Annotated in this window: 36 protein-coding genes; all 36 read left to right on the forward strand. The window is 37.0% G+C overall.

The window, feature by feature from the left end:
- A partial coding sequence (locus AC4NPH_RS24985) for a hypothetical protein (protein WP_491939032.1) occupies positions 1–743 on the forward strand: 743 nt, incomplete at its 5' end.
- A gap of 88 nt (positions 744–831) precedes the next feature.
- Positions 832–1,110 (forward strand): thermonuclease family protein, encoded by a 279-nt coding sequence (locus AC4NPH_RS24990; RefSeq protein ID WP_491939033.1) that lies wholly within the window; start codon positions 832–834, stop codon positions 1,108–1,110.
- Positions 1,111–1,142: 32 nt separating this feature from the next.
- The gene (locus AC4NPH_RS24995; protein WP_491939034.1) at positions 1,143–1,772 is read left to right on the forward strand and encodes a thymidine kinase; all 630 of its coding nucleotides are present in this window, start codon (positions 1,143–1,145) and stop codon (positions 1,770–1,772) included.
- A gap of 33 nt (positions 1,773–1,805) precedes the next feature.
- Positions 1,806–3,074: a PD-(D/E)XK nuclease family protein gene (locus AC4NPH_RS25000; RefSeq protein ID WP_491939230.1), complete on the forward strand. Its 1,269-nt coding sequence runs from the start codon at positions 1,806–1,808 to the stop codon at positions 3,072–3,074.
- Positions 3,075–3,086: 12 nt separating this feature from the next.
- Positions 3,087–3,440, forward strand: a complete 354-nt coding sequence (locus AC4NPH_RS25005) for a thermonuclease family protein (RefSeq protein WP_491939035.1) — start codon at positions 3,087–3,089, stop codon at positions 3,438–3,440.
- Between the two features lie 263 nt (positions 3,441–3,703).
- Positions 3,704–3,940 (forward strand): hypothetical protein, encoded by a 237-nt coding sequence (locus AC4NPH_RS25010; protein ID WP_491939036.1) that lies wholly within the window; start codon positions 3,704–3,706, stop codon positions 3,938–3,940.
- On the forward strand, positions 3,928–4,215 hold the full coding sequence (locus AC4NPH_RS25015; RefSeq protein WP_491939037.1) for a hypothetical protein: 288 nt from the start codon (positions 3,928–3,930) through the stop codon (positions 4,213–4,215). The genes AC4NPH_RS25010 and AC4NPH_RS25015 overlap by 13 nt, the downstream gene beginning before the upstream one ends.
- 72 nt (positions 4,216–4,287) lie before the next feature.
- The gene (locus AC4NPH_RS25020) at positions 4,288–6,348 is read left to right on the forward strand and encodes a DUF2135 domain-containing protein (RefSeq protein ID WP_491939038.1); all 2,061 of its coding nucleotides are present in this window, start codon (positions 4,288–4,290) and stop codon (positions 6,346–6,348) included.
- Between the two features lie 68 nt (positions 6,349–6,416).
- Positions 6,417–6,602 carry a hypothetical protein gene (locus AC4NPH_RS25025; RefSeq protein ID WP_491939039.1) on the forward strand — a complete coding sequence of 62 codons (186 nt, stop codon included), beginning with the start codon at positions 6,417–6,419 and terminating at the stop codon, positions 6,600–6,602.
- A gap of 37 nt (positions 6,603–6,639) precedes the next feature.
- Positions 6,640–6,879: a hypothetical protein gene (locus AC4NPH_RS25030; RefSeq protein WP_491939040.1), complete on the forward strand. Its 240-nt coding sequence runs from the start codon at positions 6,640–6,642 to the stop codon at positions 6,877–6,879.
- A 5-nt stretch (positions 6,880–6,884) separates the two neighbouring features.
- Positions 6,885–7,163, forward strand: coding sequence for a hypothetical protein (locus AC4NPH_RS25035; protein ID WP_491939041.1), 279 nt, complete (start codon positions 6,885–6,887; stop codon positions 7,161–7,163).
- Positions 7,151–7,318 carry a hypothetical protein gene (locus AC4NPH_RS25040; RefSeq protein WP_491939042.1) on the forward strand — a complete coding sequence of 56 codons (168 nt, stop codon included), beginning with the start codon at positions 7,151–7,153 and terminating at the stop codon, positions 7,316–7,318. The genes AC4NPH_RS25035 and AC4NPH_RS25040 overlap by 13 nt, the downstream gene beginning before the upstream one ends.
- A complete protein-coding gene (locus AC4NPH_RS25045) occupies positions 7,309–7,551 on the forward strand; it encodes a hypothetical protein (protein ID WP_491939043.1) in 243 nt (80 codons plus the stop codon). The genes AC4NPH_RS25040 and AC4NPH_RS25045 overlap by 10 nt, the downstream gene beginning before the upstream one ends.
- Entirely contained in the window at positions 7,548–7,751 is a 204-nt protein-coding gene (locus tag AC4NPH_RS25050) for a hypothetical protein (RefSeq protein ID WP_491939044.1), read from the forward strand. The genes AC4NPH_RS25045 and AC4NPH_RS25050 overlap by 4 nt, the downstream gene beginning before the upstream one ends.
- A complete protein-coding gene (locus AC4NPH_RS25055; protein WP_491939045.1) occupies positions 7,742–8,002 on the forward strand; it encodes a hypothetical protein in 261 nt (86 codons plus the stop codon). Before AC4NPH_RS25050 ends, AC4NPH_RS25055 begins: the two co-directional genes overlap by 10 nt.
- Before the next feature lie 34 nt (positions 8,003–8,036).
- Positions 8,037–8,720 (forward strand): nicotinamide riboside transporter PnuC, encoded by a 684-nt coding sequence (gene pnuC / locus AC4NPH_RS25060; RefSeq protein WP_491939046.1) that lies wholly within the window; start codon positions 8,037–8,039, stop codon positions 8,718–8,720.
- Positions 8,720–8,956, forward strand: a complete 237-nt coding sequence (locus tag AC4NPH_RS25065; protein ID WP_491939047.1) for a Gp49 family protein — start codon at positions 8,720–8,722, stop codon at positions 8,954–8,956. The genes pnuC and AC4NPH_RS25065 overlap by 1 nt, the downstream gene beginning before the upstream one ends.
- Positions 8,957–8,973: 17 nt before the next feature.
- On the forward strand, positions 8,974–10,008 hold the full coding sequence (nadR, locus tag AC4NPH_RS25070) for a multifunctional transcriptional regulator/nicotinamide-nucleotide adenylyltransferase/ribosylnicotinamide kinase NadR (RefSeq protein ID WP_491939048.1): 1,035 nt from the start codon (positions 8,974–8,976) through the stop codon (positions 10,006–10,008).
- 11 nt (positions 10,009–10,019) lie between these two features.
- A complete protein-coding gene (locus tag AC4NPH_RS25075; protein WP_491939049.1) occupies positions 10,020–10,499 on the forward strand; it encodes a hypothetical protein in 480 nt (159 codons plus the stop codon).
- A gap of 22 nt (positions 10,500–10,521) precedes the next feature.
- Entirely contained in the window at positions 10,522–10,725 is a 204-nt protein-coding gene (locus tag AC4NPH_RS25080) for a hypothetical protein (RefSeq protein WP_491939050.1), read from the forward strand.
- A 97-nt stretch (positions 10,726–10,822) separates the two neighbouring features.
- Entirely contained in the window at positions 10,823–11,056 is a 234-nt protein-coding gene (locus tag AC4NPH_RS25085) for a hypothetical protein (RefSeq protein WP_491939051.1), read from the forward strand.
- Between the two features lie 185 nt (positions 11,057–11,241).
- Positions 11,242–14,562 (forward strand): PHP domain-containing protein, encoded by a 3,321-nt coding sequence (locus AC4NPH_RS25090; protein WP_491939052.1) that lies wholly within the window; start codon positions 11,242–11,244, stop codon positions 14,560–14,562.
- Between the two features lie 33 nt (positions 14,563–14,595).
- Positions 14,596–14,901: a hypothetical protein gene (locus AC4NPH_RS25095; RefSeq protein WP_491939053.1), complete on the forward strand. Its 306-nt coding sequence runs from the start codon at positions 14,596–14,598 to the stop codon at positions 14,899–14,901.
- A 42-nt stretch (positions 14,902–14,943) separates the two neighbouring features.
- Entirely contained in the window at positions 14,944–15,531 is a 588-nt protein-coding gene (locus tag AC4NPH_RS25100; protein ID WP_491939054.1) for a nucleoside 2-deoxyribosyltransferase, read from the forward strand.
- Positions 15,532–15,541: 10 nt separating this feature from the next.
- Positions 15,542–16,477, forward strand: coding sequence for a thymidylate synthase (gene thyA / locus AC4NPH_RS25105; protein ID WP_491939055.1), 936 nt, complete (start codon positions 15,542–15,544; stop codon positions 16,475–16,477).
- Between the two features lie 12 nt (positions 16,478–16,489).
- Complete coding sequence (locus tag AC4NPH_RS25110) at positions 16,490–17,149, forward strand: hypothetical protein (RefSeq protein WP_491939056.1); 660 nt, start codon at positions 16,490–16,492, stop codon at positions 17,147–17,149.
- Positions 17,150–17,219: 70 nt separating this feature from the next.
- Positions 17,220–17,303, forward strand: coding sequence for a putative holin-like toxin (locus AC4NPH_RS25115; protein ID WP_442455911.1), 84 nt, complete (start codon positions 17,220–17,222; stop codon positions 17,301–17,303).
- 252 nt (positions 17,304–17,555) lie between these two features.
- Positions 17,556–18,188, forward strand: a complete 633-nt coding sequence (locus AC4NPH_RS25120; RefSeq protein WP_491939057.1) for a hypothetical protein — start codon at positions 17,556–17,558, stop codon at positions 18,186–18,188.
- A gap of 32 nt (positions 18,189–18,220) precedes the next feature.
- Positions 18,221–18,397, forward strand: coding sequence for a hypothetical protein (locus AC4NPH_RS25125; protein WP_491939058.1), 177 nt, complete (start codon positions 18,221–18,223; stop codon positions 18,395–18,397).
- Positions 18,390–18,635, forward strand: a complete 246-nt coding sequence (locus AC4NPH_RS25130) for a hypothetical protein (protein ID WP_491939060.1) — start codon at positions 18,390–18,392, stop codon at positions 18,633–18,635. Before AC4NPH_RS25125 ends, AC4NPH_RS25130 begins: the two co-directional genes overlap by 8 nt.
- Positions 18,636–18,761: 126 nt before the next feature.
- Positions 18,762–19,028: a hypothetical protein gene (locus AC4NPH_RS25135; RefSeq protein WP_491939061.1), complete on the forward strand. Its 267-nt coding sequence runs from the start codon at positions 18,762–18,764 to the stop codon at positions 19,026–19,028.
- A 31-nt stretch (positions 19,029–19,059) separates the two neighbouring features.
- Positions 19,060–19,407, forward strand: a complete 348-nt coding sequence (locus AC4NPH_RS25140; RefSeq protein ID WP_491939062.1) for a hypothetical protein — start codon at positions 19,060–19,062, stop codon at positions 19,405–19,407.
- 11 nt (positions 19,408–19,418) lie between these two features.
- Entirely contained in the window at positions 19,419–21,722 is a 2,304-nt protein-coding gene (locus AC4NPH_RS25145; RefSeq protein WP_491939064.1) for an AAA family ATPase, read from the forward strand.
- 128 nt (positions 21,723–21,850) lie between these two features.
- Complete coding sequence (gene nrdI / locus AC4NPH_RS25150; RefSeq protein ID WP_491939065.1) at positions 21,851–22,225, forward strand: class Ib ribonucleoside-diphosphate reductase assembly flavoprotein NrdI; 375 nt, start codon at positions 21,851–21,853, stop codon at positions 22,223–22,225.
- A 2-nt stretch (positions 22,226–22,227) separates the two neighbouring features.
- A complete protein-coding gene (gene nrdE, locus AC4NPH_RS25155; RefSeq protein WP_491939066.1) occupies positions 22,228–24,321 on the forward strand; it encodes a class 1b ribonucleoside-diphosphate reductase subunit alpha in 2,094 nt (697 codons plus the stop codon).
- A gap of 108 nt (positions 24,322–24,429) precedes the next feature.
- A complete protein-coding gene (locus tag AC4NPH_RS25160; protein ID WP_491939068.1) occupies positions 24,430–24,981 on the forward strand; it encodes a hypothetical protein in 552 nt (183 codons plus the stop codon).
- Positions 24,982–25,028: the final 47 nt, after the last annotated feature.

Consider the following 25,028-nt stretch of genomic DNA (forward strand, 5'->3'; position numbering starts at 1 on the left):
TGTTTAAGCAGATTAGAAAGCAACATAAAGTCTTTACAGATGTGAACGAAGTAGAGATTGCTAAGTTTGGTATGGAGACTCTAGATGACTTTATTATGCTACCTCATATAAGCCTGTTCCATGAAGGCATTATGCCACAAACTTCTGAGTTGTTTAAAGTGTGTTACGATCCGATACTCGATAGAGTGCTTTTTCCACACTTCCACTTTGAAAACACAGATGAGATTGTTGGAATCACTGGAAGAACAACAAGAAGCAAAGAGGTTATGGAAGAGTTCAGAATACCTAAATATTTCAACTACATCAAAGGGTATAAGAAGATGTACAACCTTTATGGGTTCAGTCACTCTTTACCATTCGTAATTAAAAATGGAATGCTTATATTGTTTGAAGCTGAGAAGTCAGTACTTAAACATCATACAATGCATCGTAACGAAGGTTTTAGCGCCTCTGTTGGAGGACATGAGTTAAGTGAAGTTCAGGTACAGATTATCCTACAGAATACTCCTCCTGAAACAGAGATTGTTATTGCGTTCGATAAAGATGTAATGACGATGAAAGATGATGATGGCAAAGATATTGGAGAACAGTACTTGATTGACACTTGTAATAAGCTATCTAAATTCAGAAAGGTAAGTTATATCTTTGACAAGTACAACATCATAGGCGAGAAGGATTCTCCAATTGATAAAGGATATAAGATTTGGCAGTATTTATTGAAATATAGAAAGGTGATTAATTAAAGTGGCAGTAAAAGATTATCTCTATCATTACAAGGCTATTATAAGTCGTGTAATTGATGGAGACACGATAGTATTCAAGGAAATTGACATGGGGTTAGATGTGTGGATTAAAAACAAACACGCACGTTTGCTAGGGATTAACACTCCTGAACTACATGATAAAGATGCTGAGACAAGATTCAAGGCAAATGAAGCTAAAGAGTATCTTGCAAATAGATTAACAGAAGATACAGCAGTTATTATTAAAGTTCGTGAATATAATCCACTAGATAGCTTTGGTCGCATCTTAGCAGATGTATACCTTGAAGATGAACTACTAAACGACACGATGCTTGAACTAGGATTCGCTGTTGTTTTCGACAAGTAAACAAAACAAAAGTATTGACAAGGAATGATAATATGAAGATTTATTTCAGATATGGAACGATGGATTCCAGCAAGACAGCAAGGTTACTTATGGATGCCAATGAGTATGTACAGCGTGGAGAGAATCCATTACTTCTTAAACCTGTACAAGATACTCGTTCAAAAACAGGGTTTATTGAGAGTCGAATAGGGCTGAGAGCACCATGTATCGATGTTGAAGCTACAGATAACCTAACTGCATTAGTAACAACGCTTGTTCAGGGCGCAGATATTCCTGACTGTATCTTCATTGATGAGGCTCAATTCTTAACAATGGCACAGGTTATTCAGCTTCGTATCGTAGCAGATGGATATAAGATTCCAGTAATGTGCTATGGACTTAAAACTGACTTCAGAGGATTGCTGTTCGAAGGTAGTAGAGCATTGTTTGAAAATGCTAATCGAGTCGAAGAAGTTAAGACCATCTGCAGAGAAAAAGGCTGTAAGAACAAAGCGATGTACAATGGTCGATTCAAAAATGGATTACCTGTTTTTGATGGCGAGACAGTTGTAGTAGGTGACACTGCGGATAGAACAAATGAAGAGGATGCTTACTATTACATTCCTAAGTGTTCAGTTCATTTCTATAGTGACTTTAGAAAATATCAAAAGGGAGATGCTTAAACATTGGGTAGATTAAGTTATGAACAACTAAATATGATTAAAGAAAAGCTAGGAGTAAAGCAGTTATGGTCTTTCTCTAAGGCATCAACATACACTCAATGTACTTGGCTATTCTATTTGAAATATATTGAGAAGATTCGTGTGAAAGGCGATAACTGTTATACATGGTGGGGAACAGTATCGCATGATTTAATTCAAGGACTATATGATGGCGAACACACTTACAGTGAGATGATTGATAAGTTTGAGAAGAAGGTAGTTGAGTTCAAACTTCTAGGCGATCCTAAGCTTCAGTTCCCTAGCGAAAATGAATTCAAGAACTACGTTGATAATCTTAGACATTACTTCACTAATGTTAGACAAATCCCATACAAAGTAATCAATGAGAGACCTGTGTTAGCAGTCTTCGAAGGTGATGAAAGATATGTGTTCCAAGGATATGTGGATAGTGAGTACCTAGACCCGACAACAGGTAAGTTTGTTATTGTCGATTATAAAACATCATCTATTAGTGGATTCACTGGTAAGAAGCTACTAGAGAAAGCTAGACAGCTTATGATTTACGCTACAGGCATCTCTACGTTTGGTAGAGAGGTTAATGGAGTTAAGCGTACATTCTCTCTAGAAGATATTGTCATTCGTTACGATATGATGAAATACCTTAATATAACATATTTGCAGAAGAATGGTACGCCAAAAACGACAAAAGCTGAACGTAGAGCATGGGTAGGTAAGATTGCTTCTCCATTACGCAAAGACTTAGAAGATGTTCCAAAAGAGATGGAGAAGATTGAGAAAGAGATTAGAAAGCTTGAGCGTAAACATAATGCTAAAGTGAGAACAGAAGAGGAAAGAGTAGTGCTTCGAAAAGAGATTGAAGAGTTAGAAGACCTTCATGGAAGTATGGCTCAATATTTATTTGACCCATTTGAAATCAATGACATGATTGAAGAAGCTATTACTACAAATAGTCTTGCTAAGATGCCTCCATTTGTACAGGAGAAGTATAGCTTAAGTGATTGCTATATTGATATCGAACTGTCAGAAGAGATTTTAGAAGAGTTCAAAGCAGAGTTAATCGATACTCTAAATACTATCACTCGTAAATCAGCAGAGAAGAATAAGCAAGAAGCATTCACTAGAGGACATATTGAAAATGGTGAATCATATTACTGCGTTAACTTATGTGATATGAAGGATCATTGCGAATTTTACGCTGATTACAAGGCTCACCAAGGCATGTTCCTAACAAATAACAATGCACCTTCTGAAGAAGAATTACTAGCTATGCTTGGCTTGTAAGGAGGTGATATTGTGGAAGAGTTACAAAAGTTTATTGTAAGCCATGTGGACGATGGCGATAGCTTCGATGGTCAGTTCATCAAGCCCAATGGTAGCAGAAGTAAAACTGTTACCATTCGTCTTATTGGCGTTGATACACCTGAATCAGACCAAGCACGTTATAAAGAGTTATCTCAGTTAACTCGTAGAACATTACTAGGTAGAGTAATAGACGTTAAGGTCATTTCTAAGGACGTTTATGGACGTTTCTTGGCTGAAGTATATGTTAAGCAAGGCAAAGAGTTAGTAAGCTATAATGACATGCTAGAGGCTAAAGGATTCGTATATATTCGTGGACAACATCATCGTCCTAAATGGGATTATTAAACATCAAAGGAGTAGACTGTTCTACTCCTTTTGTGTTATAATTTAGTAAATTAACCGTATTTAGGAGAGGATTATCATGGCTAAGTTACGTACTAAAATTCTATTCATTTCTTTTGTAAACGTATGTGGGTTCATCTTTGGTGCGATGGGAGGAAGTTGACAGAAAACTTAAACTTCTTTTTTATTAAACAAAAGTATTGACGGTACGAAATAGCCATGATATTATTAGTACATAAGCAAGGGAACACGAGGAGGAAAACGAAATGTACGCAGTTAAAACAGATGAGCAATTCTTCAATCGTTTCAAGGAGATTCAAGAGCAAGTTAAGCAAGTTGCAAGTTACTTTCAAAATTCTGATGAAGCTGGAATGACAGACCTTCAGTGGGATGAATATAATGATAAAGCAAATGAACTAGAAGATGCTGTTATCAGATTACTGCGTGATGCAGATGATCGCATTACATATAAAGAGGAGGTTGATGATTCATGGTTAGCCTAAGAAGCCCTGAGCCAGCAAGAATAACAAATGCCACATTCACTGGATCATTCTTCAAAAGAACCGATGAAGATTATTACGTAGTGGTAGAAGAGAATGATTTTTATCTTATTGGATTGACTTCAGATAATGTGAGGGTTGCAAGCGCAACTGATAAGAGAGTATTTGTTTATCACTGGCATGAGAATATTAAGTTCCCAAGTCTAAAGTTAGCAGAGCAAGTTTGTTATTTGCTTGCAGATGCTTACGAAGATGGATGCACAAACACATATGTGTAATTAAGATTTTATAACAAGGCAAAAGTATTGACAATAAAACTAAAAACAAACAGAGAATAGGAGTAATTTACAATGACTAAATTCAACTTAAACGCAATCACTTTTGGAGCAGAATACACTGACAAGGATAGCGAAATGGATGGATACCCACAATTTGAAAGTGCAATCAAGGCTCGTTTCGAATCAATGGTTAAAGCAGGAGTAAAGTTATTCAGAACTGATGCTACTAATATCTATGAAGCATACCTTGCTAACTTACCAGCTTATGCTCGACAACACTATACTTGTAATGCTTGCGAACACTTCTTTAATCGATTTGGTAGCCTAGTAACAATTGATGACGAGGGAACTGTTGATTCTGTACTTTGGAGTGAATATGAAGTTCCATCATTCTTTGTAGAAGCTGTTAGAGCAATGCGAAGAACAGTCCTAACTTCAAAAGTAGTTGGTGTGTTCTTATCAGATGTTAAGACTTTAGGCATTCCAAAGACAGGTGAATGGACTCATCCTCACGTTTGTCTACCTCGTGAATCAGTACATCGTTCACGCACCCAAAATGCAGGACAAGCAATGGCTGATAAGCAACAAGAGTTTGGAATGGTTAATCGTGCTCTACGTGACTTCTCAATGGATACAGTTGATAAAGCATTGGCACTTGTTAACTCAGAATCTTTATACCGTGGAGATGACAAAGTTAAGCCAACTCTTGAATGGTTCAAAGGGTTGATTGAGAAAGTAGCAACTGTTAACAACTCTGTTCTACGTGCAAATGTAATTTGGTCTGCGATCGCTTCAGCACCAAATGGATTCGCTCACATTCGTGGCAATACTAGTGGCGCTCTATTAAAAGACATTGAAGAAGGCATGCCAACTAGCTTAATCGTTAGTCGATTTGGAGATAGAATGTCAACTTACATGCGTTCACAATCAGCACCATCTGAGAATGCAATCTATCAAGCAGAGAAGCTAGTTGCTGATTTAGGAATTGAGAACTCATTAATGCGTAGATATGCTAAGCGTGAAGAAGTCCCTACGTTTTGGAATCCTAAAGCTGTGACAAAAGTTGAACCAAAACAACCAAATGGTCGAGTGTTCGGTCACTTGTTAGCACAAAGCAAAACTGCTGAAACAATGAACCTACCAACTTCAGTAATGACTTGGGACAAGTTCTCTCGAACAGTTCTTCCTACAGCAGAAGCAATTGAAGTATTAGTTGATAATCCTAACAAGTTCATGGCTCTTGTTACAGCAGTAGATGAGACTGCAGAGAACATTCTACAATGGGATAACCCAACATCTTGGTACTATCACGGTGGTATTGACGCTGAAATGAAGCGAAGAGTAGAAGAGGCTGGCGGTCGTTACGAAGATAATGAAATTCGTGTATCTCTAATGTGGGAAGGCTTAACTGACCTTGACCTACACTGCGTAACTCCACGAGGAGAAGAACTTTACTACCATCATAAATCAGGTCGTTGTGGAGGATTCCTAGACTTAGATATGAATGGTATTGACAAGCACAGCCAAACGCCAGTAGAGAATGTGCGATGGACTAGCAATGCACCTGAAGGTCGATACAAGTTCTTTGTTCATAACTACAATGAAAAGGTTAATCATTTAGAGGGTACTCCATTCAAAGTAGAGTTAGAGATTAATGGTCAAGTTTACCACTACGAAGGTCAACCATTAACAGAGCGAGGGAAGGTTACAGTGTTTGAATTCAACTATGTTAAAGGTCAACAACCTGTTATCAGTGGAACTCAATCATCTCCTAGCGAGGCTTGGAATGTTCAAACAAATAGCTTTGTGAAAGTAAATGGTATTACAACGTCTCCAAACTTATGGAATGCAGAACCTGTGACTCATGCAGGAACTCATATCTTCTTCTTACTAGATGGTGTTAAAGACTTGTCAGAAGGTAAAGGTCGAGGATTTTTCAATGAAATGCTTAAGCCTGAACTAAGACAGATTCGTAAAACACTAGAGTTATTTACTGCTAATACTCCAATTGAAGATGCTGAAGAAGCAACTGCTTGCGGTGTAGGATATAGTAAAGACCAAGAATGGAACTTAACAGTCAAAGTTACTTCAGGAAACTCTTCACGAGTTATCAAGATTGATCGCTGGGACTGATATAGCAAACATGGTTGTGTTCACCTTTAAGGTGGATACAACCTACATAATAACTAGGAGGTAATACAATGGATTTAGTTCATGGACTACACACTGTTCTTAATATGTTAAAAGGTTTTCGTGCAGGATATACTTCGAGAAACGATAGTCAAATGATGATTAGTTACGAGGGTAAGATTTACAAGATTATTATCGAAGAAGTTGATGAAGGTAAGCTGGATATTAAACACCTTCGTCACATCGATGACAAGTAATAAAATCGACATTTCATTAACAATTAGGAGGATTAAAATGAAGATGGTATGGTGGCAAGAAGATGGATTGAAGTTAGCTATGCTTATATACAACAAGTTAGTGGAAGTTGGTCAACTTAACTTTAATGAAATACTTGATATCTTTGATAATTGTGGCTTTCCAGTACTCAGACAAACAGAAGGCGCTGTATGGAGAATACTAGGAAGTATGGACAATATAGAAAGCTTTAAAGATGAAAGAGGCGGTATCTGCCTCAAGCTAAAAGTGGAGGAGTGATCCAAGTGGAACTAAAGATAGAAAGAGATTTTCCTTCAGCAATTGAACTCGAAACACAAATAGCTAATGTACAGCTTGCTATCAGACATACTCGCAAGAGTGTAAGGCTTCATCAAAATAAGAAGAGACTAAACGCTTTGGACAAGAAGCTGGCTCTTAAAATCTATCATCATAATAAGCCTCATATGCTTGAGTATCTTGATTATATTGTCGGGGAGAACATGAAGGTCTATCTTAAAAACTTAGAGTTTGCTGAGATTGGAGACTTATCATGGAAAGAGTAAAGCCATTTACAGAAAGAGATGTACTATCTAATAAGTACACAATCATAGATAACAAGCTGGTTATAACATATACAGAGACTATAGATGATTATGCAAAAAAGGTAACAGAAAGGATGAATGAATATATAGTAGGAGGGCTTTATCTATGGAAATAAATCGTGAAAAAGAAGAAGCATTTCTCAAAGAACTAAACGAGTTAACTAAACGTCATGGATTAGTAATTAGAGGAAGACAAAATGATTCATTCATCTATGACATCTATTATAGTAAAACTGGCTCAGATGTTGTGTTTGACTCTTTTGTAACAGATGAATATAAGTTTGTAAACAACGAAGCTGTAGAGCCTTTTAAACCATTTTGGAAACACTTAATGAGAGGTGACTTATGAGTACTCGTGACCTTGAACATGAAGAGTTTATCAATGGCATGAAAATGGAGATTGAAATGATCCGTAAGCGACAGGATAAATGGTTTAAGTCTATGAGAAAGTCTCTAGACAATTTTGACAAGAACCCACCATTTACAACTGTTTGTAAAGGATATTCAAAAGAAGCAATTACTATCGAGGAGGAATTATTGTGGATGTAAAAGTTGTAGGAAGAGACAAGACAATTAGAGTAGGAGATATTCTTGAGTACGAGAAGTCTTCACATAGACCTCATCCATTCTACATGGTATGTGAGTCAGAAGCAGAAGGATTCTTTGTAATGAGCCTTACAGGTAAGAAAGGTCGAATGAAGTTCTATAATTCATTAAGATATCTTCAAGCAAGCTTAAGAGGAGTCAAAGAGATTTACTCAAGTAAAGAATGGCAATTGAAAATCGACAAAACTATATAAAACAAAAGTATTGACAATAATAGGAGGAATTATCATGTTAAAAGGTTGGACTACATTCGAAAAGGTTTGGTTAACGCTATTCACAGCAATCAATGTTTATTTATTCTTCGCACTAGATGATACACTGCTTGGCTTAGTTTCATCAATCACAGGTATGATTTGCGTTGTGTTAGTTGCGAAAGGGAAGATTTCAAACTACTACTTTGGGATCGTGCAGTCAGCGACTTACGCTTACATCTCTTACACTTATGGATTGTTCGGTGAAGCAATGTTAAATGGTTTATTCTATCTTCCAATTCAATTCATCGGCATTTATCTTTGGAACAAAAACAAGTCATCTGTATCAACAAAAGGCGAAGATGTATCAGTTAAGAAGTTAAGCAAAAAAGGCTGGTTAGTATTAGTAGTTTCAACTGTAGTAGCATCAGTAATTTACGCAGAGTTATTAAAAGTAATTGGTGGTCAACAAGTTCGAATTGATTCATTAGCAGTAGTATTATCGATCGTTGCACAAATCTTAATGCTTAAGCGATTCGCAGAGCAATGGATTTTATGGATTGTAGTAAACATGCTTTCAATCGTGTTATGGATTATCACGTTGGTTAACACAGGTGGAAACAACTGGTCAATGTTAATCATGTGGACAGCGTTCTTATTCAACTCAGTATATGGTTACATCAACTGGATTAAAATGTCCAAAAATCAGGAGGCAAAATAATGAAAATCACTAAAGAATATATTCAAAATCTAATCAACGAGTCAGAGTTTCAAGTAAATAAGATGTTTGACAAGGTAACTGTTGTAGCTTGCAAACTACCAAATGGATTTATAATCACTGAATCATCAGGCTGTGTTGATCCTGCGGATTACAATGAAGAGTTGGGAGTTTACATCTGTAAGAAGAGAATTGAGAATCGCTTGTATGAACTAGAAGGATATAAAGCACACGCTTAATAGGAGGTAAATTGATTATGACTTTAGGTAAAGTAGGGATGTATGGAGGGAAATTTCTTCCCTTCCCACATCTAGGACACGTATACGCAATGATTAAAGCTTCAACATTAGTAGATGAATTACACGTTATCGTTTCTCACGATACTAAGTTTGAAAAGCAATTGCATGATGGTGCAAAGGTAGAACATGTAGATTATAAAATGCGTGTTCGTTGGTGGACTCAGATTACTAAAGATTTATCACATGTTCATATCCATGAGGTTTATGAGGAACAAACAGGAAGCTTCTCAGATTGGGAAAAGGGTAGAGATGGCATCTTAAAAGTGGTAGGGAAGCCGATTGATGTGGTCTTTAGTTCAGAGCATGATTATACGCCTATCTTTGAAAAGCTTTATCCAAACGCAGTTCATCACATCATCGACTCTATGCGTGAGGCTTATAACATCTCAGGAACTAAGATTCGCACAGAAGGTGTCATGAAGCATTGGAATATGATTCCTAAGATTGTACAGCCATACTTCGCTAAGAAGGTTGTCGTGGTAGGAACAGAAAGTTGTGGGAAGAGCACAATGGTTAAGAATCTTGCTACATTATATAACACTTCATATGTAGAAGAATTTGGTCGAACATTCTATGAGCGACTTGGTGGTTGCGAAGGTATTACGATGTTAGAAGATTATGCAGAGATTGCATTCGAGCATAAGTATCACGAGAAGATGGAATTACAAAAGGCTAACAAGGTATTGCTTATTGATACAGAAGCAATTGTTACTCAGTACTTCTCTAAGGCTTATCTAGGAGTATTTCAAGATATTCTAAATGAAGTTATCAAGTTACAAAAGTATGACCTATGGTTATTCTTAGAGCCTGACGTTAAGTGGATTGATGATGGCACTAGAAGCTTTGGTGAGCAAAAGATTAGAGAAGAGAACAATGAGTTATTAAAGAGTCTATTAAGACAGCATAGCGTGAACTATGTAACTATCAGTGGCGATTACAACGATCGCTTAAATGAATGTGTATTTAACATTAATGAATTATTAGATTTCTAGGAGGAATTGTCATGAGCGCAAAAACAGGTTGGGATTTAGTAGTAGAAGTGTTTGGTGAAGTAGCAGAAGATATTATGGATTTGCGTGACATTGAATATGTCTCAGGAGTGACAGAATGGAGTACTGACTTCCTTAACGAAGAGGGTTGGTATTACTACTCTAAAGCAACATTTGTATATAAGAATAAGAAGTATGAATTTGAATACAGAACTCATTCATCAGACAATGTCTGCGACTCAGATTCAGATGTTAATACATTCAAGGAAATTCCAAGAGACCTTTGGATTGTAGTAGCAGTAAAGCCACATTATCCAAGCGTACATCATTTTCATAGCGAGAAAGAAGCTAGAGGCTATTACGAGCATGCAAAAGATAATGGATTCGTAGTTCATATCGCTAAGGTAGAAGAGTATCATTATGATGATGAGTGTCATGGATATGGACAAGAAAGAGAAGATGATATTAAGACATGGGATGTGTACTGGTCATAAAATGTATTTAAGGAGAATTCTAATGGAAATCAGAAAAGAAGTAAAAACCTATCAAGTAAGCTATAAGTGTCCTGAATGCGAAGTAGGGGAACTAAAGGCTAATGGCATGATGAAGCCTTCTAACCCACCTTATTATGGGCATACATGCACTAATAGAGAGTGTAGGCATAAAGAGTATATCTTTGGCGCAACGTACCCTAGAATCGAAGTAGAGGAAGTAGAATGACAAAGTTCTTTATATTCATGGTAGCATTCATTCTCGTAATGATGTTTTACCTAGCAATCTTTAATCTAGCACATTTAACTATTTAGGAGGAATTATATTGAGTCAAATTACAGTACAGCTTAAGAACACACAGGGAGAGGTAGTAGAAGAGAAGGAGATTGTAGTTCGCAAAGGAGATACTTTGATTATGCAATTCCCTGATGAGATGCGTCTTGACCATGCTCATTCCGTATACAAAACTTTGCTGAATGCATTAGAGAACCCAACTACTGGATTAATTGGAATCCCTGATAAAATTAGTTTCCAAGTAATTAGTGTTAAGGAGGCTTAATCATGTGGGAATTCGCTAAATCGTACCCGATCACTTTCGCAGTAATAGTCATTATAGCAATTTGGACTATAGGTAACATTATTGAAAGTTTCTGTAGAATATTCTATTAAGCAAAAGTATTGACAATAACATATGATAACTGGTATGATATTCATATCAGTTATCTGAAAGAGGGGAAATCAACTTTGACTAAAACAGTAGTAAGAACAATTCCATATAATACTTTAAGTTCTAAGTATTATTACACAGCAATTCATCTACACACAGACCTAAGTAATCAAAATATGGTTGAGGTAGTCAATACTTATAAACAGTACATTGACCAAGCTGTAGAATATGGCATGAAGGCTATTGCATTCACTGAGCATGGTAATATTCTAAGTTGGTACAATAAGAAGACATACGCTGAATCTAAAGGGCTTAAGTACATTCATGGTTGTGAAGTTTATGTAACTATGACACTTGAAGAGAAGAAGCGTGATAACTTCCATATGGTTCTCCTAGCTAAGAACTTTGAGGGATTCAAAGAAATCAACAAAATGGTATCAACAGCATTTGAGCGAAAGGGTAATAACTACTACTATAACCCACGTATTAGCTGGGAAGATATCAAGAATACATCTGATAATGTTATCATCTCTACTGCTTGTCTTGGCGGTATCATTTGGCAACTACACAAGAATAGAGCGCAAAGTTCAAACTCTGCAAGCAAGCTGGTTGAGGTTATTAAATGGTTTGCTGAGAATCAACATCGTGCATTCTTAGAAATCCAGCCACATTATCACATCGAGCAAATTCAATACAACAAGCTTCTTAAACAAATCAGCGAAGAGACTGGTGTTAGATTAGTTGCTGGTTCAGATACTCATGCCTTGAATCAAGAGTATGATGAGGCACGTAAGGTACTTCAGAAGGCTAAGAAAATCAAGTTCACAGATGAAGATAGTTTTGACTTAACATTCCATTCATACGACAAGATGTTTGAGATGTTCCAGCGACAAGACATCTTTACAGATGAAGAGATTCATGAGGCAATGCAAATGACTAACGTTATTGCAGACATGGTAGAGCCTTGGGAGATTGATTATAGCAAGAAGTATCCACAATTATACGATGATCCTGAGCGTGTATTCCAAGAGAAGATTGCTGAAGGTATTAAGTATCGTGGAATTGATAAACTGCCTGAAGAAGAGAAGAAGAAGTATGCAGATAGAATCTCTCATGAGTATGAAGTATACAAAGCGAATGATGCGATTAACTATATGTTGCTAGAGGATAATGTTAAATCCTATGCTCGTAAAATGAGTATTCGATATGGATGGGGTCGTGGCTCAGCTTCAGGAAGTATCATTGCATATCTGATGAGAATTACTCAGATGAACAGTATTGATAGAAACCTTAACTTTGCACGTTTCATGTCAAAAGAGCGTATCAGTCTTGCCGACATCGATACAGACTATGAACCTAGCAAACGACACATTATTCAAGACTATGTAATTAATCATCCTAAGTTAAGTTCAGCTAAGATTATCACTTACAACAAGCTTGAGAAGCTAAGCGCTATTCGTGATATTGGACGAGGACTTAATATGCCACTAAATGAGGTAGATGATATTGCTAAGGGCGTAGAAGAGAATGAAGATTATTGGAGAGGTAGATATCCTGAGTTATTCAAATATGTTGACCTAGTTAAAGGTGTAGTAGTTTCTGTAGGAGCACATGCTTGCGGTATCGCTGTATCACCTATTCCATTAGATGAACATATGGGATTAATCACTGTAATTGATAACAAGACTAAAGAACCTGTAACACTAACGCAAATCAACATGAAAGAGATTGATGCACAAAATTTTGTTAAACTTGACCTACTTGGCTTAGACACGGTCGAAGTTTTAAGTCAGACAGTTGATTTTGCTGGATTGAAATGGGAGGATGTATTCCCTGAAAATCTAGACTCAGAAGATGAAAAGGTATGGGAAAGTATCCTAGAAAGCAATATTGGTATCTTCCAATATGAATCTGACTTTGCTCATCAAATCTATAAAGACTTATTCAGCAGAGAGACCATTTGGAAAATCAGACAGAAGCATCCTAACTTCTCATTCATGGACTTATTCTCGCTAGGCAATGCGATCCTTCGACCTTCAGGAGCATCGTATCGTGATTCTGTAGTACAGGGCGAATTCTATGATAATGGACATAAGGCACTGAATGAATTCCTTGCACCAACTTTAGGTAGACTAGTATATCAAGAAGATATCATCAACTTCTTAACTAAGTTCTGTGGGTACTCAGGCGGTGAGGCTGACGTTGTTAGACGAGCCATCGGTAAGAAGCAGAAGGAAGTATTAGAGAAGGTCTTACCTGAAATCAAAGAGAGATTCATTGACACAATGGTATCTAAATATGAAACTAGAAATGTACTGGCTGAGGAAATCTCAGAGCCATTCATCAAGGTAATCATCGATAGTTCTGATTATGGCTTCTCTATCAATCATTCTGATGCTTATAGCTGGTTAGGATACACTTGTGCATACCTACGATACTACTATCCATTAGAGTTCCTTACAGCCAATTTAAACGTTAATATCAATAAGCAAGAGAAGACAACTAAGCTAGTTGAGTATGCTAAGTCTAAGGGCGTTTCATTGAACAGTATTAAGTTCAGATATTCTCGTGCTGGATACATGTTTGACAAGGAAACAAACTCTATTTACCAAGGCATTCAGCCTATTAAATTCCTAAATGCTAACGTAGCAGAAGGGCTATACGACTTGCGTCATAAAGAGTATAGTAACTTTGTAGAGTTATTATTAGATATCAAAGAAGGTCATGTTCTATCCGTGGACGGAAACAATATGACTATGAAGGAACTTCTCGAAAATGAAGAAGAATATAAAACAAAAGTATTGACACAGTTAGAGAAGGATGGTAAAATTGAAATTGTTGGATTGGGCGGTGTACCAATCAACGCAAAACAAATGAAAATCTTAATCATGCTTAACTACTTCAGCGAGTTCGGGAATAACAAGAAGCTTCTAGAAGTATTCGAATACTTTGAGAAGACATATAGTCCTAAACATAAACTGAAAACTAAAAGAGAACGTTGGGCAAAAGTATTGATATTTGAAAAGGAAGCAGAAAATGAGTCGCTTTCATTAGTAGACCAATGTACTGCAGAACTTGAATTCTTAGGTCATATCGAAACCAAGAGTGATACAGCGCCAGCGAACTACATGATTCTAACTGAAGTTAAAGCAATGAAGACTCTGACTAGAGCGAAAGCTTATCAGTTCTGCACAGGGGAGATTAGAGAATTCAAGATGGGCGCTACTTTATACAGACAAGTACCATTCGAAGAAATGGATGTAATCGAAATTAAGAGCGCTGAAATCAAACCTAAGAGCAAGAAGATTGATGGCAGATGGCAACCACATCCTACCGAGAAAGAGGCATGGTTAAAGGATATTAAGTTCATTCGCAGAGGTTCTATAGCAGAAGATTAAACTAAAACACAAACACAATTGGAGGACAATATCATGACACAAAAAACAATCAAATTAGCAAATCAACCAGCAATCGAAACGATCGGCAAGGGTACAGTTTTAAAGTTACGTGGAGACTTGTTCATCGTGGCTGAAATTGAGGCTCGTAAGGAAGTTGATGTAATTACCCAAGCGCTTTCAAATTACAACCGAATGACAAAGCGCTATGCGCTAATCAGCTTCCAAACAGGTGATAATTACTTTAACTCACTTGACCCATTAACAACTTTACATCGTAAGATTTCAGAGAATAAACGATTTGAAGTAGTTCGTGAACTAGAGATTGCTGAGGTTCTTTAATAACTATATTAAGCAAAAGTATTGATAACAAGGAGAGATTACATGACGAAGGTTTATTTAGCAGGAGACATGCTACCAAAAGCCTCACAATTACTTCGAGCGCAAGAACGTGAACAGATTAAAGCCATAGGGTTGGATTTCTACAATCCTATGGACAACAAAGATATTAATGATAAAAGCAAAGTAAGCAACGAAGGCTTAGCTGAAAGAATCGTTAAGGCTGATACAGATGCAATCGTTGAGAGCGACATTGTAGTAATTGAACCACAGCCATTCGCTCTTGGAACAATGGTTGAACTAGGTCAAATCAAAGGTATGAAAGATTTAGCTAAGATGATTCTTGATTTAGTTGATAGTGGAAAGCACAAAGACGATGCGCTTAAAACACTATTTGCAATCTTGGATATCGTAGAGAAAGTCGATAATCAAGTTGTATTTCCTCACTACGAAGATGTTAGACGCTTTGAGGGCGCAGGGAAAGATGAGGAAGGCGATCGCAGAAGCCTAGGTATCAATCAATATGTTTATGGAGTCTGCTTAGACCTGACAAATGGCAGAGGGTTCTATGAATGGAATGAGGTCTTAGAAGAGTTAGAGAAAATCAAGAAAGACCCATCATTGTTGGGCTAAGGAGGTCTTTATGGCAATTGGCGATATCGTTTATGGAGATGTAATTCGTAATATTAATGATTTCGGTGAGTGGGATACAGATGCGCCAGTGAGAACTAGATGGAAAGATGGTTCTCCTGCGTATACAAAATCTCTCATCAATGTTCAAATGAAGTTCGACAATAGCAGTGTTATCTGCCTGTTAACTCAAAAGGTAGTGCCACGTAAAGACCCTGTCCAAGAGATGTTTTGGATTTGGAAGTATAAATCAAATGATGTTAGATTCTTACGAGATTCACTAGGTTGTAAAGTGTGGAATGAGTGGGAGCAAGAAGATGGTACTATTGGCAGAGCCTATGGATGGGTTCTACGCAATAAGAAGCGCAGAGTAAAGATTACTCCTGAATTATTAGAGATGATTGAGAATGGAGAAATCAGAGACCACAAACTGTGTTATAGTGCATTTGGAAAGCATATTCAAAAAGACTATCTAATGCTTGACCAAGTGGATTATTTGATTTACACACTGAAGACTAATCCTCACTCACGTAGAATCAAAACTACTCTATGGTCTGTAGATGATTTAGACCTCATGGCTTTAGAGCCTTGTGTCTATGAGACTCACTGGCAACTATGGGGCGGTAAGCTTCACTTAACAGTTAATATTCGCTCAAACGACATGGGGCTGGGGAATCCTTATAACATCTATCAATATAGCATTTTGCATCGCATGATCGCTCAAGTAACAGGTCATGAAGTGGGAACTATCTGTTTCAACATTGATAATGCTCATGTCTACGACAGACATATGGATGCTTTACTAGAGCAGATTGAGAGACCAATGCACGAAACACCTATCGTTGAAATTAATCCTGAGATTAAGAGTTTCTATGACTTTACAATCGCAGACATTACAGTTAAAAACTATAACCCTGAAAAATCAATCAAGCTAGAAGTAGCTATTTAAAAGGAGAATAATATGACTAAGAATCCAAAGTGGGAAGAAATCATCATCGTAGTAAATCGCAAGAAGTTATTCAATAACGAGGAGTTAGTATTCCAAGGAGTAACTAAAGAACAGAATCTAATAGATGAAATCATGAACAATATTGACATGTATTACAAGTCTATGCGTAGAGGTAATGAGAAAGATTCAACACCAAAGACTCGCAATGCTGAAATTAACACAGACTTCAAACAACCTATTCCATACATTGTTATTCGTAGAGGTAATGAATTGTTTGTAACTGAGCGCTTAGAAGGCGCAGGAGAAGGTCGTTTACATGGTAAGCTATCTCTAGGTGCTGGTGGTCATATGAACCCTCTAGACAGCGATATGTTCTCTTTCCATAACGTTCTTATCGAAAATACAGAACGTGAGTTAGAAGAGGAACTTGAAATTGTTACTGGAAGTGAAGCTTTCCCAAAAGTCATTGGATTAATCAATGATGATTCAGAGCCAGTGTCAAAAGTGCATATTGGTATTCTAGGGATTATTGACTTATCAGAAGAGGATACTGTTACTGTTCGTGAAACAGAGCAACTAGCAGGAAGCTGGTACACACTAGAAGAACTTAAGTCAGAAGAGGTTTATGATCGTCTAGAGAACTGGTCAAAAATTGTAGTAGATATTCTATAATTATGATATAATGGAATAAGTTGCAAAGCAGGGTGCGGTGGCACTTCCCTAAGAAGGGAGGTGTTCTCAGATGAGTACTTACGAGTCTTTAATGTTAATGATAGCATTTGCTACACTAGTCGTAGTAATTATCGATAAAAGAGACAAAAAGTAACCGAACCCTGCACTGGCAAGTGAAATAGGGTAGGTTACTTTTAGAGAAATATACCTTATACATTGAGCCACCGCATCTTGCGGAGCGACTACTGGAAGCGCTGATATGTCCGTATCAGTGCTTCTTTTTTTTATTATACTCCCATTATAAACCAATATGCGTTATAGGGCAAATATTTTAAAGATATGTGTTGACCTTACTATATTAGTGTGTTAGTATATTAGTATCACATGAGAATAGGGGCGACCAAATATGGCAAGTTTTCAAGAGAATCTAAGCGCAAAAGAAATACAGAAGATAATAGATGATGGCGAGAAGGCAATGATGTTCTATCACATACCAAGAAGTGAGGTAGAGAGCAAAGACCTTCGTAGCTTGGATAAGGTAATGAACACTCTTCATACGGTAGGAAAAGGGTGCAAAGAGTCACTGATAATAACGTGTAATGGGTATGATGACACATCAGATGAGTTATATGAAATTAAAGAAGTAAGAGAGTTTGTACAAGCTATATTTAAGAAATATCCACACATCTTGTATTACATAAACTCTGAATTTGAAGCAGAGAAATGGATGTTGCACTGTATAGCAGACGAAGTAGAGACTAGATTTGCAGGAGAGAAGTTATCTCCTATCGAATATCTAAAACGTGGAATTAGAATGGATGAGTATCCAAAAGTAGAATCACACCTTAAGTTTTACGATGGATTATATCCTATCTTCAAAGGTATGCTAAAGCATGGAAAGATGAAAAAAGATGTGAAAGGTGCTAAGCGCATGGTTATAGACTACGCCATCAAGCTTGACACAAGTCAATTAGAGAGACTTAGAATTACTGAGGCTGACTTAATCGAATTCTTAGAATACAAAGAAGGCGAAGAGTAATGCATGATTTCTATGTGAATCTCTTAGGAGGCATGGCGATTGGCGCAGTCACTATCCTGTATATGACTAAAGTGACTGCCAATGTCACTCCTCTCAAAAAGAGAATGAGACTTATTGCTGGCATTGGATTTCCACTTATATTAGTGATGATGGTAATAATGCAAATATCAGTTTACTTTTTGAAAGCGTGGTGGCTGAAGTATGTTTAATATAAGCATTCAGAAGAAAGAGTTACTCTCTGACTTTGAAGTTGGCGATGTATTTATTGTAGAAGAGGACAAGCGTATTATTCGACTCATTAAGCTTGAGGATGGTAAGCTTGCTCTTCTTGATAACACAACAGGGAAACTTATGTACGACAGGGTTGAAGACACTACAGATGCCTATAATTATATAAGGCAGTACTATGGCAAGTGTGAGTTCGCAACGATCAGCGTTAGCTTTTGAAGTAATTAATAAAACCGTGATATTATTAAGATAAATACGGTAGTTTTGGTTGACTTTGGTGTGGCATTCGTGCTACACTATCTATATTGGTCTTAAACAAAAGTATTAACAAATGGAGGAATTAAGATGAACAATTACACAAAGAAAATGGTAGGAATGGATAAAGAGCAAGCAGGATTCTTATTATCAATGGTATTAGCAGATATGCTTGAACATCAAGAAGTAGGCGTTGTAGAGCGCACGTTTAAAAACCCTCAACATATGGCAAAAGTTCTTAAGGCTGTTGGTGGAGTAAGCTACGATCATTTATCAAAAGAAGAACAAGATGAGAAAGTTGCAGGAGTTCTACGTCAGCTTATTTACGCATTCGATTCTTCTTTACTAACTAAGTAAAACAAAAGTATTGACAATAGGAGGTAACAAGATGGCTTTTTCATATCCAATAAATGAAAAGTACAGTGTAATTCAAATATTTAATGAAAGGCTTATTCCTATCAACTCTTCAGCTAAGAGTTATTGGATAGACCTTTCTGAGTTCAACAGGGTAGCGTTAATGGATATAAGTTGGGATATGAGCCAAATAACCCTTGCGCAATCACAGGCAGAACGTGTAGTTCCAGCAATTGAATGGTCTATGGATGGAGTTAATGTCATAGGGTTTGAACCACTCTCAAACCATCTATTCACAAAGGCTAGATACGCTAGAATCAATATCCAAAATCCTAACGACAGATGGATTAGCCTTTCAGCAAAATTAATTAGAATTCGATAGGAGGAATTATATTGGCTACAGTTAAAGGAACAGCAAAGTTAAAGAAAATCATGTATCCAAAAGGTGTTTATTCAACAGGTGGAGGTTGGGCTATCGCATCCTTCGTACCAGTTGAAATGGAAGAAGGAGATGTTGAAGTTCACAAAGACTTTCGCACATTCTCTCTCAAAGGTGATATGCCTCCATTGAAAGAAGGTCAAGAGTATTATTTCATTGCAGAAGAGGGAGAGAGACATCCTACGTTTGGGATAAGCTACGACTTAGCCTTTATGAGACAGAATGTTGACTTAGACACTCAAGATGAAGCATCTGTAAGAGACTTTCTAGAAATCATCTTAACCAAGCGACAAGTAAGTGCATTGTTTGAAGCGCTATCTAATCCTATTGGAGCGATCGAGAACAAAGATATTCAATCGCTTATCAAAGCAAGTGGCGTTGGTATTAAAACTGCAGAGCGCATCATCGAGCACTATGAATCACAAAAGGATTACTCATTCGCATACATCGAATTAGGTAAGTATGATTTAACACCTAAAAGCATTCGTAAGATTACAGACTACTATGGTTCTCCTGAATTGGCTGTATCAAAGGTTAAAGAGAACCCATATGAGTTAATGCGAATCGATGGTTACTCATTCAGGTCTTGCGACAAGATATATTTAAGCCTAGGTAAAGACCCAAGCGCTAGTTTGCGAGTTAAATCATTCTTAATATTTATGTTACAGGAACAAGCTAACAATGGTAACACATGGTCAACTCCAATGGATTTAATTCAAGCTACAGCAGAATTCATTCCTGATGTAGACAAGACTTTGGTAGGTAGAATGCTTCTTGAAGATGGAGAGTTTTATCTAACAGAAGATAAGGGTAGAATCTCTCTACTAGGATTCCAAAGACTTGAATTACTAGTAGCAGACCAGTTAGAGCGCCTTCTTAAAGCAGAGAATGACTTTGACTATGAAGGATGGGAAGAGTTTGTAGATGCAGTAGAAGAGGCTCAGGGATGGAAGTTCACAGAGCAACAGCGTAACGAAGCTATGGTCATGATGTTAGAAAACAACGTGTCAATCCTTCAAGGTTATGGTGGTACAGGTAAAACCACAACTCTTAAAGCAGTAGCAGATATCCTAGAAGAGAAAGGCTATCTATATGCTCAGTGTGCGTTAAGTGGTAAAGCCTCAAACAACTTAGCTTTAGTAACTGGTAAGGAAGGCTCTACGATCAGTCGCTTATTAGGATTCTCTCCAATTGAAGGTGGATTCTATTACAATCAAAAGAACCCATTACCATATGACATTATTATCATCGATGAGATTTCAATGGTAGATGCTCGGCTATTTGGTCACTTACTATTAGCTGTCAGAACAGGCGCTAAGATTATTATGCTTGGAGATAGTGAACAGTTAGAAGCTATTGGTATTCCAATCATGATTCCTATGATTAAGAGTGGCGTAATTCCTACCATGACATTAACTCAGATTCACCGACAAGCACAAAAGTCTGCTGTTGTTACAGATAGTATTGCTATTCGACAAGGCAAACAGATTCTTGGAAGAGAAACAGGTCGTGTTGTCCATGGTGAACTACAGGATTTAGAATATGATTTAGTTGATTCAGACGAGGATATCTTCCTGCATGTTATGAGAGAGTTTTATAAGCATATCAAAACAGAAGATATAATGGATGTTCAAATCCTTACTCAGCAACGTGAGAAAGGTAAAGCATCATGCCTTCTTTTAAATAACGCTTGTCAGAAAATCTACAATCCTGCTAGAGAGGATAAAGAAGAGTATTTCTTAGGCAAGGTAACTAAGAAGAAGAATGAGTTTGGAGAAGAGGTAGAAGAGAAGGTTGGTTATTATCTACGTGAAGGAGATAAGGTAATCAACGTTAAGAACAACTATAACGCTGTCGATGAAGATAATATGTCTTGTCCAGTATTCAATGGCAACGTAGGTACTCTAGAGAGATTTGACTGTGATGAAGAAGATGGCGATAAGTACATGGTTATTAACTTTGAAGGTATTGGTAGAGTTAAGATTTATGAAGGCAACTATCGCTCAATTGAACTTGCATATTGTATCACTGTACACAAGAGTCAGGGATCGTCTAGTAAGATTGTTATTATCGCTTTACCATTCCATTATACTCTTAATACTCGTCAGCTTTTCTATACAGCTATCACACGTACAAGAACTCATTGTGTGGTAATTGCTACCAAGAAGACAATTGTGTCAGCTATTCAGAAAAATGATGTATCCAATAAACGGACATATCTAGCAGAATATCTACAGCAACGACTAAAAGCTTCTTAACAAATTATATTAAACAAAAGTATTGATATTTAAATTTGTGTGTGATATAATTGAATTTATAGTCGTCTTAATACATTCGATTATATCACTAAGCAAAAGTATTGATATAAAACAGAGGTGAGTGCTTGATGTTAGTAGTATACGCATCAATGACAGGTAACGTTAAACGCTTTATAGATAAGATGGGCTTATCAGAGAGCGCTCAGATAGGTGGGTCTTTTCTTTGCGTAAATAAGCCATTCGTTCTTATCACATACACAATAGGCAATGGTGAGACACCAAAAGAAGTAGAACAGTTTCTACAGTATGATTACAACCACAGACATTTAGTTGGTGTAGTTGGAAGTGGCAACAGAAATTGGGGAGACAACTTCTGTAAAGGCGCTAAGAGTATCGCCAACAAATATAATGTACCTTTACTTCATGAGTTTGAATTAAGTGGGTACGACAGCGATGTTGACATCGTTACAAATAAGATTAGAGAATTAGAAGGGATGAAGTAAGTTTGGCAAAATGGATTGAACTGAATAATGAAGTAAAAATTAAAGATGAGAATGGGCAATTTCAATATGATAAGGATATTGAAGCTACTCGCTCCTATTTCGTAGACTATGTTAACAAGAACATGCAATTCTTCCATGACCTAGATGAAATGCTAGAATACATGTTTGAGAATAACTACTACGACAAATCAGTGTTTGATGGTTACAAGCAACGTCAAATCAAAGAGATTTACAAGATGGTGTATGGAGAGAAGTTTCGCTTTAAATCATTCATGTCTGCATTCAAATTCTATAACAACTATGCACTAAAGACAAATGATGGCGCACGATTCCTAGAACGCTACGAGGATCGCATTGTAGTTAATGCTCTTTACCTAGCAAGAGGGGATTATGAATTAGCTAAACGCATTGCTCGTCAGTTAATTAAACAGAACTTCCAGCCAGCAACGCCTACATTTTTAAATGCTGGTCGTGCTCGTGCAGGACGCTTAGTAAGTTGTTTCTTATTACAAATGCCTGATAGTACAGAAGGTATCTTCTACATCAACGAAGCTGTAGCACAATTATCTCGCTTTGGTGGAGGAGTAGCTGTTAACCTATCAATCTTACGTGGTGCTGATGAACCAATCCTAGGCATGGAAGGCGCATCTACATCAGTAGTAGGTATTGCTAAGATTCTAGAAGACATCGCTCTTAAGTTCAACCAATTAGGACAACGAGAAGGCGCTGTAGCAGTATACCTAAACGCATTCCACTCTGATTCTAAGGCTCTATTAAATACTAAGAAGATTAACGCTGATGAGAAAGAGCGACTTAAATCACTTTCTATTGGTATGATTGTTCCTAGCAAACTATATGAGTTAGCAGAGAAAGATGAAAACTGGTTCTCATTCTATCCAAACTCAGTATACAAAGAGTATGGAGTTCACTTAGATGATATGCATATGGATGAAATGTATGAAGAGTTATTAAACAATCCTAACGTTCGTAAGAAGCCAATGGGTTCTGCTCGTGTATTCCTTGAAGAGATTGGTCGTACACAACTAGAAAGTGGATATCCTTACATTCTTAATAGAGATGTAGCTAACAGAGTTCACTTACTAAAAGACATCGGTCAAATCAAAATGTCTAACCTGTGCGTTGAAATCATTCAGCTACAAACAGAGTCAGATGTTCAAAGCTACAAAGGCGTTAACACGTTTGGTTATGATATCTCTTGTAACCTAGGAAGCTTAAACATTGCCAATGTAATGGAAAGCAAAGAGTTTGCTGAGGCTGTAAGAACTGCTGTTGATGCATTAACTGCTGTTACACAATTAACTTCTATTGATGAAGTACCATCTGTTAAGAAGGCTAATGAAGCGTTCCACAGCATTGGATTAGGTGTAATGAACTTACATGGATACTTGGCTAAGAACTTCATTTCATATGAGAGTAGAGAAGCTAAAGACTTTGCTAACACATTCTTCTCAATTATGCGTTATCATGCATTATATCGCTCTATGGAAATTGCTCAGTTACATGGTGCATTCAAAGACTTTGAGAAGTCAGAATACGCTAAAGGTACAGCTTTAACTCGCTATATTGAACAATCACACTTCCCTAGAACAGAGAAGGTAGCCAAGTTATTTGAAGGTATTTATGTTCCTACTCAAGAAGATTGGGCTAGATTAAATGAGTTAATTATGGAGCATGGTATTTACTCAGCGTATCTGATGGCGATCGCTCCGACAGGCTCGATCAGTTACGTGCAAAATTCAACTCCTTCAGTTATGCCAATTACTGAAAAGATTGAGACACGCACATATGGAGATTCTACAACTCACTATCCAATGCCTTTCATGAGTCCACAAACATTTTGGTTCTACAAAGAGGCATACCAAATGGATATGATGAAGCTAATTGACCTTATGTCAGTTATTCAGAAACACGTTGACCAATCTATTTCAACAACGCTATTCGTAGACAGTGCAAACATTACTGATGGAGACTTAGCTAGATACTACATCTATGCACACAAGAAAGGTCTTAAGACACTTTATTACACTCGAACTAAGGTTTCTACTTTAGACGAATGTTTATCTTGTACAGTTTAATTAAACAAAAGTATTGATATTAACATATAAATATGTTATCATGGTAAGAGAGTGTTCGGGTATACCTAACTCTCTTACTAAACAAAAGTATTAACGGAGGAACAGACATTGAAATATAATAATAAGAAACAACCATTTGATATCGTTGGACGCTTTCGCATCCTAGAAGAAGAAGGCTATGTAGAGTACTGCCGAGTTCGATTCTTCAACACAAGAAAAGAACAAGTTGTTCGTGCAGGACTAATCGCAACAGGTGAATTTGAAGATTCAAGTTTAGCAGGAGAAACTACATCATTCGGAGGTAACACAATTGTTACTGGAACTGTTACAGCTAAGCATATTATCGATGCTGAAGATATTGTAACTGCAATCAATGAATCTACTGAAACAGTTGGAGAGCCAGTAGGAGAGATTGACTTAAGTGGCAAGGTAGAAGTCGAGGAAGTTTCAGAAGAGCCTAAAGAAGAAGAGGCTGAAGCATTAGTTGAAACAGATGACTTTGCTGTTAAATACATCGCTACTAATCCTAAAGGTGAAGATATTGAAGTGTACAATCTTGAATCATTTGTAGCTGAAAATGGCTTAGATATGGAGGCAGTACAATCAGTTCTTGATGGAAGCCAAAAAACTCATCGGAAATGGAGATTTGCTAGAGCATGACAATTAACAACTATGAAGCACTATCAGAAAGTTTAGAACAAAATGGC

The sequence above is a fragment of the Priestia sp. MDV22-iso46 genome (assembly GCF_058629175.1).

Coding starts and splice junctions, on each gene's coding strand:
- AC4NPH_RS24990 (WP_491939033.1), top strand. CDS start 832: ATGGGGTTAGATGTGTGGATTAAAAACAAACACGCACGTTTGCTAGGG.
- AC4NPH_RS24995 (WP_491939034.1), top strand. CDS start 1,143: ATGAAGATTTATTTCAGATATGGAACGATGGATTCCAGCAAGACAGCA.
- AC4NPH_RS25000 (WP_491939230.1), top strand. CDS start 1,806: ATGATTAAAGAAAAGCTAGGAGTAAAGCAGTTATGGTCTTTCTCTAAG.
- AC4NPH_RS25010 (WP_491939036.1), top strand. CDS start 3,704: ATGTACGCAGTTAAAACAGATGAGCAATTCTTCAATCGTTTCAAGGAG.
- AC4NPH_RS25015 (WP_491939037.1), top strand. CDS start 3,928: ATGGTTAGCCTAAGAAGCCCTGAGCCAGCAAGAATAACAAATGCCACA.
- AC4NPH_RS25020 (WP_491939038.1), top strand. CDS start 4,288: ATGACTAAATTCAACTTAAACGCAATCACTTTTGGAGCAGAATACACT.
- AC4NPH_RS25025 (WP_491939039.1), top strand. CDS start 6,417: ATGGATTTAGTTCATGGACTACACACTGTTCTTAATATGTTAAAAGGT.
- AC4NPH_RS25030 (WP_491939040.1), top strand. CDS start 6,640: ATGAAGATGGTATGGTGGCAAGAAGATGGATTGAAGTTAGCTATGCTT.
- AC4NPH_RS25040 (WP_491939042.1), top strand. CDS start 7,151: ATGGAAAGAGTAAAGCCATTTACAGAAAGAGATGTACTATCTAATAAG.
- AC4NPH_RS25045 (WP_491939043.1), top strand. CDS start 7,309: ATGGAAATAAATCGTGAAAAAGAAGAAGCATTTCTCAAAGAACTAAAC.
- AC4NPH_RS25050 (WP_491939044.1), top strand. CDS start 7,548: ATGAGTACTCGTGACCTTGAACATGAAGAGTTTATCAATGGCATGAAA.
- pnuC (WP_491939046.1), top strand. CDS start 8,037: ATGTTAAAAGGTTGGACTACATTCGAAAAGGTTTGGTTAACGCTATTC.
- AC4NPH_RS25065 (WP_491939047.1), top strand. CDS start 8,720: ATGAAAATCACTAAAGAATATATTCAAAATCTAATCAACGAGTCAGAG.
- nadR (WP_491939048.1), top strand. CDS start 8,974: ATGACTTTAGGTAAAGTAGGGATGTATGGAGGGAAATTTCTTCCCTTC.
- AC4NPH_RS25075 (WP_491939049.1), top strand. CDS start 10,020: ATGAGCGCAAAAACAGGTTGGGATTTAGTAGTAGAAGTGTTTGGTGAA.
- AC4NPH_RS25080 (WP_491939050.1), top strand. CDS start 10,522: ATGGAAATCAGAAAAGAAGTAAAAACCTATCAAGTAAGCTATAAGTGT.
- AC4NPH_RS25095 (WP_491939053.1), top strand. CDS start 14,596: ATGACACAAAAAACAATCAAATTAGCAAATCAACCAGCAATCGAAACG.
- AC4NPH_RS25100 (WP_491939054.1), top strand. CDS start 14,944: ATGACGAAGGTTTATTTAGCAGGAGACATGCTACCAAAAGCCTCACAA.
- thyA (WP_491939055.1), top strand. CDS start 15,542: ATGGCAATTGGCGATATCGTTTATGGAGATGTAATTCGTAATATTAAT.
- AC4NPH_RS25110 (WP_491939056.1), top strand. CDS start 16,490: ATGACTAAGAATCCAAAGTGGGAAGAAATCATCATCGTAGTAAATCGC.
- AC4NPH_RS25115 (WP_442455911.1), top strand. CDS start 17,220: ATGAGTACTTACGAGTCTTTAATGTTAATGATAGCATTTGCTACACTA.
- AC4NPH_RS25120 (WP_491939057.1), top strand. CDS start 17,556: ATGGCAAGTTTTCAAGAGAATCTAAGCGCAAAAGAAATACAGAAGATA.
- AC4NPH_RS25125 (WP_491939058.1), top strand. CDS start 18,221: ATGGCGATTGGCGCAGTCACTATCCTGTATATGACTAAAGTGACTGCC.
- AC4NPH_RS25130 (WP_491939060.1), top strand. CDS start 18,390: ATGTTTAATATAAGCATTCAGAAGAAAGAGTTACTCTCTGACTTTGAA.
- AC4NPH_RS25135 (WP_491939061.1), top strand. CDS start 18,762: ATGAACAATTACACAAAGAAAATGGTAGGAATGGATAAAGAGCAAGCA.
- AC4NPH_RS25140 (WP_491939062.1), top strand. CDS start 19,060: ATGGCTTTTTCATATCCAATAAATGAAAAGTACAGTGTAATTCAAATA.
- nrdI (WP_491939065.1), top strand. CDS start 21,851: ATGTTAGTAGTATACGCATCAATGACAGGTAACGTTAAACGCTTTATA.